The sequence below is a fragment of the Sphingomonas sp. DG1-23 genome, assembly GCF_030730875.1.
GTDB lineage: Bacteria > Pseudomonadota > Alphaproteobacteria > Sphingomonadales > Sphingomonadaceae > Sphingomonas.
In genome coordinates this window covers 70,966-90,341 of sequence record NZ_JAVAMA010000014.1, presented here as the reverse complement: position 1 = coordinate 90,341, position 19,376 = coordinate 70,966, and the positions used below count along the sequence as shown (strand labels likewise).

At 66.3% G+C, this 19,376-nt stretch carries 11 protein-coding genes and 1 pseudogene; 6 read left to right on the top strand and 6 right to left on the bottom strand.

The genetic code is table 11. The features are described 5' to 3' along the window. Positions 1-36: 36 nt before the first annotated feature. The 5 genes from Q9Q95_RS19565 to Q9Q95_RS19545 are packed head-to-tail and all read right to left on the bottom strand — an operon-like array spanning position 37 to position 5,429. A complete protein-coding gene (locus tag Q9Q95_RS19565) occupies positions 37-1,107 on the bottom strand; it encodes a glycoside hydrolase family 130 protein (protein ID WP_306098837.1) in 1,071 nt (356 codons plus the stop codon). Between the two features lie 11 nt (positions 1,108-1,118). Next, on the bottom strand, positions 1,119-1,967 hold the full coding sequence (locus Q9Q95_RS19560; protein WP_306098836.1) for a carbohydrate ABC transporter permease: 849 nt from the start codon (positions 1,965-1,967) through the stop codon (positions 1,119-1,121). Further along, positions 1,964-2,845 carry a carbohydrate ABC transporter permease gene (locus Q9Q95_RS19555; RefSeq protein ID WP_306098835.1) on the bottom strand — a complete coding sequence of 294 codons (882 nt, stop codon included), beginning with the start codon at positions 2,843-2,845 and terminating at the stop codon, positions 1,964-1,966. The genes Q9Q95_RS19560 and Q9Q95_RS19555 overlap by 4 nt, the downstream gene beginning before the upstream one ends. After that, positions 2,842-4,116 (bottom strand): ABC transporter substrate-binding protein, encoded by a 1,275-nt coding sequence (locus Q9Q95_RS19550; protein ID WP_306098834.1) that lies wholly within the window; start codon positions 4,114-4,116, stop codon positions 2,842-2,844. The genes Q9Q95_RS19555 and Q9Q95_RS19550 overlap by 4 nt, the downstream gene beginning before the upstream one ends. After that, on the bottom strand, positions 4,113-5,429 hold the full coding sequence (locus Q9Q95_RS19545) for a hypothetical protein (RefSeq protein ID WP_306098833.1): 1,317 nt from the start codon (positions 5,427-5,429) through the stop codon (positions 4,113-4,115). Before Q9Q95_RS19545 ends, Q9Q95_RS19550 begins: the two co-directional genes overlap by 4 nt. A 131-nt stretch (positions 5,430-5,560) precedes the next feature. Here Q9Q95_RS19545 and Q9Q95_RS19540 point away from each other — a divergent pair, with 131 nt between their 5' ends. From Q9Q95_RS19540 to Q9Q95_RS21245, 6 genes and pseudogenes are all read left to right on the top strand, one after another. Then, positions 5,561-6,634 carry a LacI family DNA-binding transcriptional regulator gene (locus tag Q9Q95_RS19540; protein ID WP_306098832.1) on the top strand — a complete coding sequence of 358 codons (1,074 nt, stop codon included), beginning with the start codon at positions 5,561-5,563 and terminating at the stop codon, positions 6,632-6,634. After that, complete coding sequence (locus tag Q9Q95_RS19535) at positions 6,631-7,722, top strand: ABC transporter ATP-binding protein (RefSeq protein WP_306098831.1); 1,092 nt, start codon at positions 6,631-6,633, stop codon at positions 7,720-7,722. The genes Q9Q95_RS19540 and Q9Q95_RS19535 overlap by 4 nt, the downstream gene beginning before the upstream one ends. Before the next feature lie 130 nt (positions 7,723-7,852). Beyond that, a complete protein-coding gene (locus Q9Q95_RS19530; RefSeq protein WP_306098830.1) occupies positions 7,853-10,546 on the top strand; it encodes a TonB-dependent receptor in 2,694 nt (897 codons plus the stop codon). A gap of 534 nt (positions 10,547-11,080) precedes the next feature. Beyond that, entirely contained in the window at positions 11,081-12,595 is a 1,515-nt protein-coding gene (locus Q9Q95_RS19525; RefSeq protein WP_306098829.1) for a winged helix-turn-helix domain-containing protein, read from the top strand. Between the two features lie 180 nt (positions 12,596-12,775). Further along, positions 12,776-16,684 (top strand): annotated as a pseudogene (locus Q9Q95_RS19520) (beta strand repeat-containing protein); the annotation flags it as partial. Between the two features lie 420 nt (positions 16,685-17,104). After that, positions 17,105-18,556: an autotransporter outer membrane beta-barrel domain-containing protein gene (locus Q9Q95_RS21245; protein WP_371876815.1), complete on the top strand. Its 1,452-nt coding sequence runs from the start codon at positions 17,105-17,107 to the stop codon at positions 18,554-18,556. 268 nt (positions 18,557-18,824) lie between these two features. On the opposite strand, the gene Q9Q95_RS19515 is transcribed toward Q9Q95_RS21245, so the two are convergent. After that, complete coding sequence (locus Q9Q95_RS19515; protein WP_306098827.1) at positions 18,825-19,361, bottom strand: hypothetical protein; 537 nt, start codon at positions 19,359-19,361, stop codon at positions 18,825-18,827. Positions 19,362-19,376: the final 15 nt, after the last annotated feature.

The following is a 19,376-nucleotide window of genomic DNA, read 5'->3' as shown; positions in this document are numbered from 1 at the left end:
CCGTCGCCCCATGATCCACCTTGCTTCCTCTCTGAATCAAGTCGAGGGCTGGACTCCCATCGCTGCCCACAAGTCGGCCAGCGCGACGCTGCCGAGCGCCATCACCCGGTCGGCGGCTCCGTAATAGACGCGTAGCTCGTCGCCTTCGATCAGCGCGCCGCACGTGAAAACGACATTGTCGAAGAAGCCACGCACTTCATAAGGCTCGACCGGCTCGGCCAGCGGGCGGGCAAGCCGCGCCTTGACGATGCGCGGATCCTCCAGATCGAGCAGCAATGCGCCAAGGCTGTAGCGCTGGCCGGCATCGACCCCGTGGTAAATCTGCAGCCAGCCCCTGTCGGTCTCTAGCATCTGCGCGCCGCCGCCGATCTTGTTGTTTTCCCAAGGCTGCGCGGTGCAGCCGGCGAGGCGCTCATGCGCACCCCAGTGGATCAGGTCGGGTGAGCGCGCGATCCAGATCTCGGGTGCGCCGAAATGGAGCGGCGCGGGGCGGTGGAGGCACCAATAGCTCCCGCCGATCCGGCGCGGGAACAGACAGACGTCGCGATTGTCGGGCGCGTGGATGATGCCCAGCCGCTCGACGCTGACGAAGTCGTCGGTGACCGCGAGCGCAGTGGCGATGCCGAGGTCGGAGACCGCGGTGTAGTTGATGTAGCAGGTCCCCTCGATCACGGTGAGCCGCGCATCCTCGCAGCCGTAGCGCTCAGTGGGATCCGCCGGAAACAGGAAGGGCGTGTCGGCGACGGTGAAGGTCACCCCGTCGCTGCTGCGGGCGACGCGCAAATGCGACATGGAAGTGAGATGGACATGGCGCGGGTCGGCCCGCGAGCGGACGATGCGGGGGTCCGAGAAATCATAGTCGGGGTCGTCGGCGCGGAAGGTGCGCATGGCACAGCGCCAGCCCGCGCCGTCCTGCTCGAGCACCGGCACGTGGACCTCGCCTGGCCCTGCGCCCGCGACGCTCTCGGCGACCCGCACCAGCATGATCACTTCGTCGCCGATGCGCGCGACGCCGGCATTGAACGTGCCGTCGACCTGCCAGCCCGACCGGCTCGGCCGGACATCTTCGGGCGCTATGACGGGATTGCCCGGCCAACGCTTGAGCACGCCGCGCCTCCTTATTTGAGCGTCAGGGACATGCCCTGAAGGAAATGGCGCCGGAACAGCACGAACAGCAGGACGAGCGGCAGCGTCTGGAGCACGGCGCCGGCCATCACCGGGCCGGCATAGCCGCCATATTGCTTGCTGAACGTTGCGAGCAATACCGAGAGCGGCATCCGGTCGGTGTCCGAGATCGCGATCAGCGGCCAGAGAAAATTGTCCCAGGTGCCGGTGAAGGTGAACAGCGCCACGATCGCGACGATCGACTTGTTGAGCGGGACGACGACCCGCATCACCGTCTGCCACAGGCTCGCGCGATCGAGCCGAGCCGCGTCGAAATATTCCTCGGGCATTGCCTTGAACGATTGCGACATCATGTAGATGCCCCAGCCCGACATTGCGTACGGCAAGATCAGCGCGCCCAGCGAATTGAGCAGCCCGAGCTCCTTGATCAGCACGAACAGCGGCAGGATGAACATCGTCGTCGGAATGACCATCTGGAGCAGCAGGAAGTCGCCGAACAGCTTCCGGCCCGGGAAGCGCAGCCGCGCCAGCGCGAAGGCGATGAACGCCGACGAGATCAATACCGATGCGGTCACGGTGAGCGTGACCAGCGCGGAGATGCCCAGCGCCTGGAGGAAGGGCCGATCGAGCTTGTCGGCAGTGGCGAACAGGAAGCGGAAATTGTCGAGGCCGAAATCACCTTCGAACAGCGCAGTGGTGTAGATCTGCGCGGTCGGCTTGAGCGAGGCGGCCACCATCCAAACGAACGGATAGAGCCAGGTCAGCGCGAGCGCGTAGATGCCGATCGTCGCGGCCCAGCCGCCGGGAGTCCGCGACCCCAGGAAAGTCCTGATCCGGGTCATGCGAGCACAACCTTCCTCTCGAACAGACGCCGGGCGATCACGACCAGCAGATAGGTCGCCATCGCGACAAGGATGCTCATCATCGCCGCATGGCTCGGCTGGAGCCGGCGGAACGCGGTCTCGTAGATCATCATCTGCGGCGTTGCGGTGCTGTCGGCCGGGCCGCCGCCGGTGATCAGGAACGGCTCGGTGAACAGTCCGAACGACACGAGGATCGCGAAGACCAGCACCATCATCAGCTGCGCGTTGATCATCGGCAGCGTGATGCGGACGAGCCGGGTGAGCGGTCCGGCGCGATCGAGCCGCGCCGCGTCGTAAATCTCGTTGGGGACGGTGAGCAGCCCCGAATAGAGAATCAGCCCGTAATAGCCGACGAACTTCCACGCGACGACCAGCGCGATCGCGAGCATCGCCAGCGTCGGGTGAGTGGTCCAGGGGATGCGGATGCCGATCCACGCGTGCAGCAGCGCGTTGAGCGGCCCGGTCGAGCTGAAAATCTTGGTGAACACCAGCGCCAGGGCGACGCCCGAGGAAACGTTCGACAGCAGGAAGCAGAGCGCGACGAACGCCTTGCCGCGGCCGACATACTGGAGCCCGAACGCGACGAGCAATGCGCCGCCGAACGCGATCGGCACGTACATCGCGAGGAAGCGGAGCACGTTCCACAGCGCCTGGAGGAATTGCGGGTCCTGCACCGTCAGCACCAGGTTGCGCGCGCCGGTGAACACCGGCTCGTCGAAAAAGCGCCACTGGGTGACCGACAGCCTCGCGAGCCACAGGAAGGGATAGGCCCAGAACAGTGCGGCGAAGGCGAGATAGGCAAGCGCGAGCGATAGCCCGATCCACGCTTCGCGCGACAGGCGGCGGCGACGAGTCATGCGCGCACCGCGAGCATCCGGTCGGTCGCCGCGACGGCCTCGGCGAGCGCGGCCCTGGGCGAACGCTGCCCGGTCATCAGCGGTTCGACGAGCTTCGAGGTCATGATCTTCTGGATGTCGATGGTGTGCTCCGACAAGGCCGGCGGCCTCGCGCTGGCCACATGCCTGGCATAGGCCTGTGCGATCGGGTTGCCGCGGTAATAATCGGCGAAGCGCGGATTCTGGAGCAGGTCGCCGCGTGCAGGGGAAAGGCCGGTACGGCGCAGCCAGAGCAAGTTGAGATCCTCCTCGCCGAGCACCCAGGCGAGAAAATCGAACGCCTCGCGCCGCACCCGGCTGGTCTTGAAGATCACCACGCCCTTGCTGTCCGAAAAGGTCGAGTCCGATGCCGTCTGCGCGATCATAGGCCCCGCTTCGATCCGCGCGAGCGTCCGGGGGTAGATCTTGGCGAAGCGCTCGACGTCCCACGGCCCGCGCACCGCGCCGGCAGCGAGGCCCGAGACCAGAGGCTCCTCGGCGTCGAAGTCGAGCGCGGTCCAGCCCTTGCGGAACATCCGGTCGATGAAGGTCGCCGTCTCGAGCCCGGCCTCGTTGTCGTAGAGCGCGTGCGCACCCGCGAGATAGGGCTGCCCTTTCGACGCGGCATAGTACAAGGAGATGAAGTCGAACCAGCGATCGGCCCAGGAGCGGCCCGAGACGACCTGCATTCCATAGCGCGACCGCGCGACGCCGTAGCGTTCGCAAAAGGCATAGACCTGATCGTAGGTGCGCGGCGGCGCCGCGAGGCCGTGCTTCTCGAGCAAGTCGGCCCGCCACCAGAGCAAGGTCGGGCTCGAATAGATCGGCAGCGCACAGACCTTGCCGTCCTGCGTCCAGCCGGGGACGATCCCGGCCATGTGCCGGCGGGCGATCAGCTCGGCATAGCCGGGCATCGCGGCGAGATCCTCGATCTGGCCAAGCGCCGCGAGCTGAACCGCGAAGCCCGAGAAGATGTTGGTGCTGAGATCGGGTTCCGTGCCGGCGACCAACGCCGAAAGCACCGTGTCCTCGGAGCTCCCCGCGGTCGGGATCGTCGTAAACTCGACCGGCAGGCCGCGCCCGAGCGCGTTCCAGCGCGCGACCGCGATCTTCCAGAACCCCTCCTCCGCCTCGTTGGGCGCAACCCATAAGCGGATCCGGTCGGTGCGCTTCTCTGTGCGCCTCGGCGAGCAGCCGGCGAGCAGCGCCGCGCCGGCGAGCGCCATTTGCAGCACGTCGCGACGCGCGGTCATGGCAGCGGGGTTCCTTCGAGCGCGCGCAGCACGAACAATCCCTCGATCGTCGATTCGGCGCCCGAATCGGGATTCACCGAGCCGGGACCGTTGATCCCGTCGCGCACGCGGCCGCTGGCGGGATCATAGACCGGGCGCCGGGCATCGTTGGCGCCCGACAGCCAGGCGCCGAGGCGGCGCGCGGTGTCGCGATAGCGCGCCTGCCCGGTCTGCCGATAGGCCTCGGTCGCGGCGAGCACCATCGGGCTGATCCCATAGGCGATCTGCGGGAAGCGCTGGACCTCGACCGCTTCGGCGCGCCCTGCACGCACCCGCAAGGTGAAGCTCGAAAGCATACCGTGCTCGAGCAGATAGGGGTAGAAAAGATCGACTTCGCGGAGCGCGCTGGCGATGAAGTCGCGCCGGCCGAGCGCGGCGCCCGCGCGCAGCAGCGCATAGGCCTGCGCATTGCCCCAGCCATGCCACCGGTTGCGCCAGCTCAGATGCGCACCGTGCGGAAAGGTGCGTGCATCTCCCGCCTGCATCTGGACCAGACCTTCGCCCAGCCGCTCGATAAGCGCGCGCGTCCCGGCGTCACGGGTACGCCGGTAATGCGGCAGCAGGCCGAGCATCGCAGTCGACGCGGCGTCGGCACCTGCGCCGAACGGAAGCCAGGTCGCGACTTCCACTCCCTCCACCGTTTCCAGCGCGCGGCGGTCGAGCGGCAAGTCCCGCTTGAGATTGACGACGAGCCGATCCGCAGCGGCGCGTGCGCGGACGGCAGTGGAGGAGTCCGGACGCAGATGCCACAGCGCCGCCTCGAGACCCCAGAGCGCGCGCAGCGACCACCAGTTGAGCTCGGCAAGCGAGGTGCGATACTCGCGGTTGATCCGGCCGCCAGCCCAGATGAAATTGTGGAAATAGCCGTTTTCGGCCTGCATCTGCACGACGAAACGAGTCATCAGCTCGATCTGGCGCAGCCGCCGTGCGTCCGGATGCGGTTCCGCCGCGAGCAGCACGATCGCCCGCGCGACGTCGTCGACACAGGCATAGCCTTCGCGGGGTTCGATCGCGAAGGCGAAGTCGGGTGCGGTGCTGTAGATGTTGAGCACCCCCACCCGCTCGCCGCGGACATCGGCCTCGGCGAAAAGATGGTCGAAATGATCGAGCGTGATCCGCGACGCGCGGCTGTCCGCAGCTGCAGGAGCACCGGGCTCGACCGAGCGCTGCGGCACGGCGCAGGCGAACAATGCGAGCGCGGAAAGCAACGTCGCGCTGCGCCAGCGATGCGCTGCAGCGCTGCCGCCTTGCGAAGCCTCGGACGCGCTGACCATCAGGTGCGGACCCCTCCTGCCCCTGATTAACAAGTGGCTGGTTAAACGATAAACAGGCGCGGTTGTGCGTGTCAAGCTGGCGGGCTAGGCTCGCGTCCAACGATAGCAAACGAGCCGGGAGAAAGGAATTGGTGCGGGCGAAACGGGCCACTCTCAAGTCGATCGCCCTCGAGCTCGGCGTGACGCCCACCTCGGTCTCCAACGCGTACAACAATCCGGCAAAGGTCTCGAAGGAGCTGCGCGACCGCATCATCGCGCATGCCCGGCTGGTCAATTACGATGGCCCCCACCCCGCCGCGCGATCGCTGCGCACCGGCCGTTGCGGCGCGATCGGCGTGCTGTTCAACGATCAGTTGAGCTACGCCTTCACCGATGCGCACGACATTACCTTTCTGCGCGGTATCTCGTCGGTGTGCGAGGAGGAAGGCGCGAACCTCGTGCTGATACCGCTCAAGGACAAGCATCCCGAGCAGCGCGACACCCTCACCGCGATCGTCGACGGCTATATCCTCAATGCGCCGTACAAGAGCCACCCGACGATCCGCATGGCGCTGGCACGCGGGCTGCCCACCGTGGTGGTCGATTTCGACGCGCCCGATCTCGCCAGCGTGCAGACCAACGATCGCGCGATGATGCGCGCCGCGGTCGGCCATTTGCTGGCGCTGGGCCACCGCCAGATCGCCATCGTAACCTTTCCCTTTTCGGAAGATCACGGCGAGATCTTCGCGCTCGATCGCGACGTCCCGGACGAGAATTACGTCGTGCGCGAACGCATCCAGGGCTGCCGCGACGCGTTCGACGCGGCCGGGCTGATCCAGACGGATGTGCTGGTGTGCGAGACGGTCAACAGCGAGGACGGCGGGCAGCGCGCGGCGGAGCGGCTGCTGCGCCGCCGCCCCGATTTGACGGCATTGGTGTGCTTTTCCGACCGCCTTGCGCGCGGCGCGATCGCGCACTGCCAAGGGCACGCGCTGCCCGTGCCGCAGCGCATCTCGGTGACCGGCTTCGACGGGCTCGATCCGCCCGGCCGCCAGCCCGAGGCGCTGCGGCTCACCACCGTGCGCCAGAACGCATTCGAGAAGGGCCGCAAGGCGGCCGAGATCCTGCTGCGCGAAGGCGGCGCGGCAGGGCTCAAAGCGGGCATCGAGGCCGAGTTCGTGATCGGCGACAGCACCGCCGAAGCATGGGAGCTGCGTACGGAATGACGGCATTGACGCTCGCGGGGCTCGGCAAATCCTATGACGGCGTCGAGACGATCCGCGGCATCGACCTCGAGGTCACAGCGGGAGAATTCGTCGTACTGGTCGGCTCGTCGGGGTGCGGCAAGTCGACGGTGCTCCGGATGATCGCGGGCCTCGAGGACGTGTCCGCCGGCACCATCCGGATCGGCGACCGCGACGTCACTTATGCGCCCGCGGCCGCGCGCGGCGTCGCGATGGTGTTCCAGTCCTACGCGCTCTATCCGCACATGACGGTGCGCGAGAATCTGAGTTTCGGGCTGCGCAACATGCGCGTCCCGCGCGCGCAGATCGCCGCCCAGGTCGCGCACGCTGCCGAGGTTCTCGAACTCGGCGAATTGCTCGACCGCCTGCCGCACCAATTGTCGGGCGGGCAGCGGCAGCGCGTGGCGATCGGCCGCGCGATCGTCCGCGATCCGACGATCTTCCTGTTCGACGAGCCGCTGTCGAACCTCGACACCGACCTCCGCGTCCGCATGCGCCACGAGCTGGCGCGGCTGCACAAGCGGCTGGGCAGCACGATGATCTACGTCACCCACGACCAGGTCGAGGCGATGACGCTCGCCGACCGGCTGGTCGTGCTCGACGGCGGCCGCATCTCGCAGGTCGGCACCCCGCTCGAAATCTATGAGCACCCCGCCAACGTCTTCACTGCCGGCTTCATCGGCAGCCCGCGGATCAACCTGCTCGACGCGCGCGTGATCGAGCGGCGCGGCGACGAAGCGCTGCTAGAAATCGCCGGCGGCATCCGCTTCGCCACGCCATGCGACGGCCTCCGCGCAGGCGATCGCATCACCGTCGGCGTGCGCCCCGAGCATCTCGGCACCGATCCGGGCTCCCACGGAATCGCCTTTCCGCTGACGGTCGAGGCAGTCGAGGCCCTCGGCCATTCGACCTTCGTCTATGCGACTCTCGATCAGGCGGGCGAGTTCCGCGCGAAGCTCGACGGGCATCACGCCGTGCCGGTCCCCGGAACGCTGACGCTCTACGCCGATCCCCGGCGCGTCCTGCTGTTCGACGCGGCAGGCCAGGCCATCTCGCCCGCGACCCGCTGAAGCACCGCCGGGAACATGCATGATTGCGCGGGTTGATAGATATTTGGTTGATCGTTAAACGTCATTGTCCCGAAAGAGAAAATTGCCCGCGCAGACGGGCATGCCGCCGGGACTCAGAGGAGGATGGTTCATGAAGCGCAACGCACGATTCCGCCTGATCGCCATGACCGCAATGGCGACGATCCTCGGCGCTGCCGCAATGCCCGCAGCCGCCGCCCAGGAGCGCCAGGCCGAGCCGCAGGACAGCCAGGCGGCCGACAGCACCGCCCAGGCCGAAGGCGAAAACGACGCGATTGTCGTCACCGGCCTGCGCGAGAGCCTTCGCCGGGCGACCGATATCAAGCGCTCTGCCGACAATATCGTCGATTCGATCGTCGCCGACGATATCGGCAAGCTTCCCGATCAGAACATCGCCGAAGCGATCCAGCGCATCCCCGGCGTGACCATCTCGCGCGACAATGGCGAGGGTCAGTTCATCACCGTCCGCGGCCTCGGCCCGGCATTCAGCACCGCGCTCTACAACGGCCGCATCCTCGCGACCGAGAATCAGGGCCGCGAATTCAGCTTCGACATCCTGCCCGCCGAGCTGATCAACCGCGTCGACGTCTCCAAGACGCCGACCTCTTCGCAAGTCGAGGGCGGCATCGCGTCGACCGTCGACATGTACACCGCCCGCCCGTTCGATTTCGGCAAGACCAAGCTCGTCGTCTCGGCGCAGGGCAATTACGACAAGATGCGCGGCGAGATCTCGCCCCAGACCTCGGGGCTGTTCAGCACGACCTTCGGCGGCGGCAATTTCGGCATCCTCGGCGCCTTCTCGTACATCGACCGTAAGATCGAGGGCCGCCGCATCTTCACCGATGGCTGGGAAGCCAATCAGAGCCTCGACTTCAACCGCGACGGCACCCCCGAGTTCACCGGCGTGTCGCTCCCGACCTATGTCGAATATGGCGTCAACGAGACCAACCGCAAACGCATCTCCGGCCTGCTCACCGGCCAGGCGCGGCTGTCCGACTCCCTCGTCTTCACGATCGACGGCCTCTATTCGAAGCTCGACGTCAACGACGACAACAAGGTGTTCTTCGTCTATGGCGGGCCGGGCGACGTGCGCTCCGGAACGGTCGATTCCAACAACACGTTGACCAGCTATACCGGCATCGCCTCCGGGCCGATGTTCACCAACCAGATCCGCCCGCGCCTCGCCCAGACCTATCAGGTCGGCGGCAACCTCGAGTGGAAAGGGAGCGGCCCGCTCTCTGGCTTCCTCGACCTGTCCTGGTCGCGGGCGACCGACGACACCGGCGGCAACCAGGCCTGGTTCGAGAGCAACCTCGCCGCGCCGGGCTATTCGCCCGTCGGGGTCAGCTTCGAACTGCAGAACGGGCTGCCGGTCTATTCCGGACTGGGCGCTTTCGACACATCGAATGCGCGTGCCGGCTATCTGACCTATGAAGGCGTCAGCGTCGCCGACGAGATCTACCAGATCAACTCGGAGCTCAAATACGAGGCCGCGGCCGGGCCGTTGCGCGCGATCACCGCCGGCTTCAACTATTCGGACCGCAAGAAGGAGCGCTTCTCCTACAAGACTCCCGATGCGCTGCAGAGCGTGTTCGGCGGCGTGCCGGTGCCCCAAAGCGTGTTCGGCGAAGTCGCCGACGCCAGCGACTTCTTCGGCATCGACATGTTCCCCAATGGCTTCCCCGCCTATAGCGCGTCCGACCTCGCCGAATATCTGCTCACCGACGCCGCGATCAACGCCAGCGCCAACCCGGCCGCGACCCGCGCCGCGCTCGCCGCGAACGGCGGCGATTTCGGCGTCGCGCTGATCCCGAGCAACAGCGGCTCGGCGCAGGAGCGCACGATCGGCGGCTTCGTCCAGGCCTCGTTCGCCGGCGATCTCGGCGCGCGCAAATGGTCGGGCAATATCGGACTGCGTTACACCCGCACCAACGTCACCTCGCGCGGATTCGGGCAGGAGATCCTGAGCATCACCACGCCGCCCGGGCTCGATCCGATCGTCAACCTCTCCCCGCCACAGGCGATCAGCGAGAAGGGCTCGTATGACGAATGGCTGCCGAGCGCGAACGTCAAGTTCGACGTGTTCGACGACGTCGTCTTTCAGGCGGCGGTCGCCAAGACGCTGACTCGCGCGACGCTGAGCGACCTCCTGCTCATCCGCAACATCAACCCGCGGCCGCGCGAGCGCGCGATCACCGACGGCAATCCCGGCCTCCAGCCGATGGTCGGATGGAATTACGACGCCGCATTGACCTGGTACATCGACCGCTCGAGCTATGTGAGCGCGGCCGTGTTCCAGAAGGACCTGAAGAATCTCAGCGAGTCTGTCACCACCACCGTCGAGATCCTCGGCCTCGATTTCCGGCGCACCCGGCCGGAGAATGTCGGCGACGATCGGATCCGCGGCGTGGAATTCTCCGGCCAATATACCTTTACCGGCCTGCCCGCGCCGTTCGACGGCCTCGGCGTCCAGGGGAATGTCAGCTTCGTCGGCGACGAGGGCAACACCTTCAACGTGGTCGGCTTCTACGAGAAGGGCCCGCTGCAGATGCGGCTCGCCTACAACCATCGCGATGCGTACGAGCAGACCGCGCGCGGCAATCGCGGCCAGCCGGTCAATGTCGCCGCCTACGGGATCTGGGACGCGAGCATCAACCTCGCGCTCAACGACCGCTTCACGGTGTTCGCGCAGGGGCTCAACCTGTTCAACGAAAAGACCTTCCTCTACTCGGTCTATCAAGAGCGGGTGATCAGCTACGAGAGCTACGGCCCCCGCTACGCGATCGGCATCCGCGCCAATTTCTGATATCTCGGGCGCCTTGGGGAGCGGCGGTGCGACGTTGCTTCCCGCGCCGCGCGGATGGCAGGCGCGAGACTCCACATACGCAACGGTATGTGCGCGCAACCGATCGGCCGCGTCGCATCCGCAGGAACCCGGAACCGATCCTTCGGGCCCTTCCCGCTCCCGACCTCAGAATCTCTTTTGTGGCCGGAATTGGGCCGCTAGCCGTCAGTCCGCTTTGGGACCGCGATCGCGCTATAGCTGCCGTTGGCGCCAGACATCCCCGAACGGCAGCTGTCGACCAGGATACGCCCTTCCGATCCAACGCTTGATATGTCGGCTCACGCCGAAAGCTGCCGGTCAGGCTGCGCGGAGCGACGGGTCGGTTTTGCGCCCCAAAAGCCTTCATTCAGGGCCAGCTCAAAACGAGTCTAAATGTATCTCACCTGACCATTGCGGGTATCGACGGCCCGCACCATAGCATTGACCGCCAGCACGCATGGCGACCTTGGCTTCCTGTGGGTAAGCAACATACCATAAACTGGCGGGGCGAACGGAATGGTGCAGTCGGAAGGTCTGGTGTTCGGCGATGTCGTGCTGGATCGTAGCTGCCTGTTCGCGCACCGCGACGGCAAGCAAATCCGCTTCACCCGCAGCGAGCGCGCGCTGCTGCTGATGTTGTCGGCCAAGCCGCACAACCTGATGCGGCGCAGTCAGTTGCTCGACGCGATTGCTTCGACCGACGCGGATATCTCCGATCGCAATGTCGATTTCCTGATCAACCGGCTGCGCGCCAAGCTCGGCGACAGCGCCAGGGCCCCCAAGTTCATCGCCACGCAATATGGCGAGGGCTATGTCTGGATCGCCGACTCGTTGCCCGCCGCTGCGCCGAAACCTGATAGCGCGCGCGCCCATGGCCTGCTGGCGATACTCCCCTACACCCCCTCGCCGCACGCGGAGGCGATCCGCGCACGGATCAAGGCCCTCACCGGCCAAGGTGTCACCCTCGTGGCGAGCGAGGACGCCGCCGCCACCCGATACCTGCTGACTTTGCGCTTCCAGGGCACTGGCTGCACCGCCACGCTCCGCGAAGTCCAGTCCCGCCGCATCATCCGCGCGCTGCGCATCGAGCCCGCCGACGCGATCGACCGCGCCGCCGCCGATGTCTTCGAGGCGATCCAACGCAACCGCGCCGAGGCCTCCGAAGGCCTCGGCACGCCCACCAACCAGCCGCTCGAGATCCGCTTCCGCAAGGCGAGCACCTTGCTGTCCGCCTCCAACCCCGCCTGGCTCGAAAAGGGCCTGCAGCTCCGCGCCGCCCGCGAGCAAAACCCCGCCAGTGCCGACCTCGCGCTGCAATGGTGCCTGCATTTGTTCGCCCGCCTGGTCCTCACCGATCCGTTCACCGGGATCAGCCCGCCCGAGCGCGACGACCTGGAGAGCGAGATTGAAGCGACCGCGCTCGAATGCCTGCCGCATATCGAGAGCAACCCGCTGCTGATGCTTGCCGCGGCCAAGCTGCTCTACTTCATCGATCGCGGCCATCTCGACCTCGCTGAGGACCTGGCCGAGCGCGCCTTCGCCCGCACCGCCGACTTCGCCGCCGCCCTGCCGATCCTCGGTCAGCTCCGCCAGGCCCGCGGCGACTTCGCCGCCGCCATCGCCTTCTTCGATCGCGGCATCGAGATGGCCGATGCCGAGTCCGAGTTCGAGACGCACATGCGCGTCCTCAAATGCATCGCGCTGCTCGCGGCGGGCGACCGCGAAGCGCTCAAGGCCGCCGCCTATGCCCATGCCAGCCCGCACGCGCCCAACGCCCTCAACGCGATGATCGCCGCAATGGTCACCCCGGCCGGCAAGCCATTGCCCCCGGCGATTCGCGACGTGCTGGTCGCCGCCGGCCCCGAAGGCGCACGCAACGCGATCGCCTATACCTACATGACCTCGGTCCGCCACCTCACCGAGACGCGTGCCCGCGCCAATATCCTGCAGGGCATCCTCGCGCAGCTGACCGCGCTGCACGGGCCCGGCATCATCCCGCCCTTCGTCCTCGCAGGCATCGCCCCGGCCTGAGGAGATTCCCGCAATTTTCAAATATTGCACAAACAATCGCCTGATAGCGCCGGCTCGACTGTTCTTTCATCGGAGCCCGCCTTGTCCGTTTGCCCCTCCAGCCCGCGCAAGTCCGCGCTCCTGCGGCACCTCCTGATCGCCGGCGTATCGGCGCCCGCGTTGCTGGCCGCTGCGCCGGCTATGGCCCAGACGGTGGTCAATAGCGGCCAAACGCTGGAGCTGCAGGGCGACGTATCGCGCAACGACACCGTGACGATCAGCGGCGACGGCACCGCCGGCAGCGGCGCGATCCGAAATGTCTCAGGCTACAACACGCTCAATGGCAACGTCACCTTGGCGGCAAACGCGACGATCCGATCGGAGGCGACCTCAACGCTGTTGCTGAGCAATTCCCTGATCGGCAGCGGTTTCGGCCTGATAACCACGGGTGGCGGGCAGGTTTTGATCCAGGGCAGTGTCACCAACCTGTCTTCGCTGAGGGTCGGCACGGGCACGCTGACCCTCGCCGGTGTCAACAGCTACACCGGTACGACGACGATCAACGCCGGCACGCTCCAGGTCGGCAATGGTGGAACCACCGGCTCGCTCGGCACCGGCAATATCGCGCTGATCGATGGATCCCTGGTCTTCAACCGGTCGAACGATATCGTGGTCGCGAACGCGATCGCGGGGACGGGGCAGATAACCAAGCTCGGCGCGGGTACGCTGACGCTGAGCGGCGACAATCTCGACAGCCAGATGACCGGCCGCGGCCCTTATTTCGGAAGCTTCTCGATCCAGGCCGGAACGCTGGCGGTCGGCAGGTTCGGGTTCGGCGGGGCGTATCTGGTCGAAATCGACAATGGCGCGACGCTGAGCACGATCGCGCACAGCAGATTATATGGCGATGTGACGATCCATGCCGGGGGCGGCACGATCGACACCGGCGCCTTCAATTTCGACATGTCGGGCGCGGTCGACTTCCAGGGCGCGCTGACCAAGGCCGGATCGGGCACGCTGCTGATCGAAGACCGTTCCCGGACAGGCACGGGCGCCGGCGGCATCAATGTCACTGGCGGCACGGTCGCTCTGGGCAGCACGTTCGCGGCGGGCACCGGCATAATCAAGCTGGCGGACGGCACCACGCTGCGCAATGCCACCTGCATCTGCACGACCCTTACGATCGACAACGAGGTCCGGATCGCGCCGGCGGGCACGGCGAGTTTCGACGGCGCTAGCTTCCGTACCAATCTGAAAGGCGTAATCAGCGGGGGCAATGCCCACTTCATGAGCAGCGTTTCGGTGCCCGATATGTGGACATCCTTCTTCCTTAACGCCGCCAACACCTATGGTGACACGCTGATCGGCCCCAATGTCGAGCTTGTCGTCACGCAGGGCACTCTGGGAACCGGCGACGTCCGGTTCGACAGCGCGCGTTCGGGCGCGACTACGCCTGCCGTGCTGATCTTCCGGAATGCCACCGATTACAGCTTTGGCGGCAGGATCGTCGGCGCCGGCATCGTCAGCGGAGAAGCCGATTCCGCCAGCACGATCACGCTGACCGGTTCGAACACCAGCACCGACAATTTCACCGGCAAGATGGAAGTGCTCACGGGCAAGCTGGTGATCAACGGCGCTTTCGGTGACGTGGTGAACAACAGGGCGATACTGCGGCTGCTTTGGGGTGCCGCTGGCGGCGGCACGACAACCTCGCTCGGCGGCAGCGGTACCTTCCACGGTAATGTCTACCTCGACTACGCCGAGCTCAACCCCGGCAACGGCGCGGGCACGCTGACCATTGCGGGCGACCTGGCGCTCGGCGCAGGCGGCATCCTCAACTATGAGCTGGGCGAACCGGGTACGCCGGGGGGCGCCAGCAACGATCTGGTCAATGTCGGCGGCAGCCTGACGCTCGACGGCACGCTCAACATGATCGCCTCCGGCGCGGGCTATGGCCCCGGTTACTACCGCTTGTTCAACTATGGCGGCACGCTGACCGACAATGGTCTGGCCATCGGATCGATTGCCGGCGGCCTCGCCGCAGAGGTGCGCACCAACATCAACGGCCAGGTGAACGTGCGCCTGGGCGGCGCCCAGTCCATCCAGTATTGGGATGGCGCCGACATGGGCGCCACCGTGGGCGTCACCGGTGGAGCGGGTGCCTGGAACAGCGCCAACACCAACTGGACCAGCCCGACCGGTTACGCGATCAACGACAGTTGGCGGGGTCAGGTCGGTGTGTTCGCCGGCGCGGCGGGCGGCACGGTCACCGTCGATGGCACCCAGCCTATCGAGGAACTGCGCTTCGAGACCGACGGCTATGTGCTGCGCCCCTTCGACGGCAATGCCCGCCTGACCACCACCGGCGGCTTCTCGATCATTGATGTGAGCCCAGGCATCACCGCTGATATCGGCGTGGCCATCCAGGGCGGCGCGGGCCTCGACAAGACCGGCAACGGCACGCTGATCCTCTCCGCCGTAAACACCTATAGCGGCGCGACCGAAATCGCGGGCGGTACATTGCGGCTCGGCGTCAACGATGCCATCGCCGCCACTTCGGCAGTCAGTGTCCTGGCAGACGGCACCTTCGATCTCGGCGCGTTCGACGACACGGTCGACACGCTGGACCTTGCCGGCACGCTTTCGGGCACCGGCACGCTGACGGCCGGCAGCTACACGCTGCGCGGCACCACGCTTGGCGCCAATCTAGGCACGGGCGATCTCACCCAGGCGAGCGGCACCTCGGTGCTGAACGGCAGCGTTGGCGCGCAGAATGTGACTGTCAGAAGCGGTACGCTGCGCCTCGGCGCGGCAAACCGGCTTGCCGATACCGCCGTGGTCCGCGTCCGCACTGGCACGACCCTCGATATCCAAGGCTTTGACGACACCATCGGTTCGCTGGAGCTGGATGGAACTCTCTCCGGCACCGGCACGCTTTCGGCGACCGGCTACGAACTGGTCGACGCGACAATCGACGCCAATCTCAGTGGCGGCACGCTCGTCCAGGCGGGCGGCAGCTCGATCCTGCGCGGCAACGCCACCGGCGTGACGGCGCGGGTCGAGGACGGGTCGTTCCAGATCGGCGATGGCGGCACTTCGGGAAGCTTCACAGGCAATATCGCGACCGAGGGCGATCTCGTGTTCCACCGCAGCGACGCAGTGACCTATGCCGGCGCGCTCTCCGGCAACGGCTATGTCATCCAGCGCGGCGGGGTGCTGACCCTTACCGGCGACAGCTCGGCCTTCACCGGGACCGCCATCGTCTCGAGTGGCGGCCTTGTAGTCACCGGCCAGATCGGCGGCGACGTGCGCGTCAACCAGGGCACGCTGTCGGGCACCGGCAGCATCGCCGGCCCGGTCCGCATCGCCGACGGCGCACATCTTGCGGGCACGCAGGGCACCACGCTGTCGATGGGCTCGCTGGTGCTGAGCGCTGGCGCGGTCGTCGATGTCTCGCTGTCCCAGCACTCGGCCGCGGCGATGTTCGACGTGGCGGGCAACCTCACGCTCGACGGCACGCTCAACGTCACCACTGCCCCGAACTTCGGCGCGGGCGTCTACCGGCTGTTCAGCTATGACGGCAACCTCACCGACAACGGCCTCGAATTCGTCGACCCGATCGCTGGCGTCTCCCTGCAAACCGCGTTGGCGGGGCAGGTCAACCTGATCAACGTCGCTGGCGCAACCTTGTCCTTCTGGGACGGCGGCAATGCAGCGGCGTTTGACAATGGCGCGATCGACGGCGGCAGCGGCATCTGGGGCACCGGCGGCCGCAACTGGACCACGCAGGACGGCGGCGTGAACGGCCCGATGAACCCTACCCCCAGTTTCGCGGTGTTCCAGGGAACCGGCGGCACCGTCACGATCGACGGCCCGGTCACCGCCACCGGCATGCAGTTCGCCACCAACGGCTATACGGTAAGTGGCGGCCCGCTGGCGCTGTCGGGCGACCGCGCGACCATCCGCGTCGGTGACGGCACCGTGGCAGGCTCTGGCTTCACCGCCACGATCGCCTCTGCACTCACCGGCGCGTCCACGCTGGTCAAGACCGACCTCGGCACGCTCGTGCTGACCGGCGCCAACAGCTACACCGGCGGCACGGTGATCGAAGCCGGCACGCTGATCGGCAATGCCGGCTCGATCCAGGGCAATGTCGCCAATGCCGGCGCGCTGGTGTTCGACCAAGCGTCAAACGCAACCTATGCGGGCAGCGTCACCGGCGCGGGCACGACCACCAAGTCGGGCGCCGGCGCGCTTACCCTGACCGGCGCCAACGCCACCAAATGGCAAGTCACCGCCGGCAGCCTGGTCTCGACCACCACATTGTTCACCGGCAATGCCGACCTCGCTCAAGGTACCAGCCTGGTGTTCAACCAGACGATCAATGGGAACTATTCCGGCGTGCTGACCGGTGCAGGCAGCGTCGCCTTCCAGGGCGGTGGCACGATCCTGCTGACCGGCGACAGCTCGGCCTTTGCCGGCACGACGAGCACGGGCAGCCTGCTGTCGGTCAACGGCAAGCTCGGCGGCATGGTCGATGTGCTTTCGAGCGGTCGTCTCCAAGGCACCGGCACGATCGGTTCGGCCCGCATTGCCGGCACGATCGCACCGGGCAACTCGATCGGCACGCTCACCGTCACCGGCGATCTCAGCCTCCTTTCGGGCAGCGTCTATGAGGTCGAGGCCAATGTCGCCGGCGAGAGCGACAAGATCACCGTAGGCGGCAGTGCCGCGATCGCCAGCGGCGCCACCGTCCGGGTGCTGGCGGCGGCCGGCAAATATGGCCTCAACACCAATTACACGATCCTCACCGCGGCAGGCGGCCTGACAGGCACCTTCTCCGGCGTGACCTCGAACCTCGCCTTCCTCACGCCCAGCCTGAGCTACAGCCCCACCGCCGTGACGCTCAGCCTCAAGCGCAACGCCGTCGACTTCGTCTCCGTCGCGCAGACCGCCAACCAGTACGCCATCGCCCCGGCGATCGAGGCGCTCGGCATGGGCAATTCGGTGCACGACGCCGTCGCCGCGCTGACCGAAGCCGGGGCGCGAGGGGCTTTCGATCAGCTCGCCGGCTCCGATTATGCCAGCATGCGCGGCCAGCTGATCGAGGACAGCCGCTTCCTGCGCGATGCAATGCTGGCTCGCACTGATCTTGCCGGGGTCGAGGGCCTCTCGGTCTGGGGCCGCGCGATTGGTTCGTGGAACAGCATGGACGGCAATGCCGAGGCGCAGGGCTACGATCGCTCAATCAAGGGCTTCAGCACCGGCTTCGACGGTTCGCTCGGCGCAAACTGGCGCGTCGGCGTGACGCTCGGTTACACCAATAGCGAGCTGCGCACCGGCAACGCCACGCACAAAGCCGACAGCTACAGCGCCGGCGGCCATGTGATCGGTGCCTATGGTCCGGTTCGCTTTCAGCTGGGCGCCGCCTATAGCTGGAACGACGTCCGGTCGCAGCGCAGCGTCGCGTTCGGCGCTCTCTCCCAGGCCCTGAGCGACAATTACGACGCGCGAACATTCCAGCTCTTCGGCGAAGTGGGTGCGAAGGTCGATATCGGCAGCCTCGAACTCGATCCCTTTGTCGGGGTGGCGCATGTCACGCTGTTCGACGGGGCCATCGCCGAGCATGGCGGTTCCGCTGCGCTCTCGGGCGGTGCGGAGGGCGTCAAAGTGACCTATGGCAATATCGGGCTGCGCTCGAAGCTCGCCTTCGATCTCGGCGAGACCGAGTTGCGGCTCGCAGGCTCGGCGGCGCTACGCCGAAAGATTGGGGATCTTGTACCGGTGATCGACCTGCGCTTTGGCAGCGACCAGTCGTTCCAGGTCCGGGGCGTACCGCTCGATCGCACCAGCGGCGTGGTTGATGCCGGCATCGAACTCGATCTCGGCGAGCGTACGACGTTAGGGGTGTCGTACACCGGTGCCTATGGCGCGCGTACGGCAGATCATGGAGCGCGTGCATCGGTCAGCCTGCGGTTCTAGACCAAATTCGCTGCTCTGACTCTGTCCGCGTCGCACCCTGCGCGCTGCCTTTTCTTTCTACCGACCAGGCTGTCGTCCTCCGCGTCGCGCTAAACCAATTAAACGAACGACGGCTTTCGGGATTGGGTCTCGACCGGTCTAATGACTGAGATTGGGGCGCATAGCCGCCATCGTGCAGTCTGTGCCTATGTGCGGAGACTATTTGGGTAAAGTTGCGCTGGCTAAGCCATCATGCTCGAGACGGAATCCATCGCAATCAACTTCGCTGCTATTGGGCCCCAGCCAATGCTGCTTTTGTCGCTCGCAACAATAACCGCCGCGCTGCAAAGCTCGCGGTCTGTGCATGCGGCGCAAAGCGGAGCGCAAAACCCTCCCGCCACATTCGCGACGCCACTATTCGTATTTCGTCATGATCCGGCCGGCGACCTTCCGAAAGACACGCGGTGATCGCTGGATACAGGGGATAGGACCTGTCGCCGGTCGCGACCGGCAATGGCTTCGGAGCTGGCACCGCTCGTCGCCGCGATCTGCCCGCCTCTGGACGGCGTCTGCGCCAGGCGCGGCCCTCGATCCACAGCGGGATCGTAGCGACTGCCGAGAAAGCGAGCACCATGTTGAGGAGATCGCTGCGGGGCAGCACGCCTGTCACGGCAAGGACAAGGAGAACGACGATCACGATCGGCGCCCATTCGGGATGTCGAACAGGCTTCAACACCTGCCAGAGCAGACAGCTCAGGAGGACAGTCAGCGCCAAGCCGCCGGCAACGAGGCCGATCGGAGCGGCGATCATCAGGACCGTGTGCATTACGGCGACTCCTGT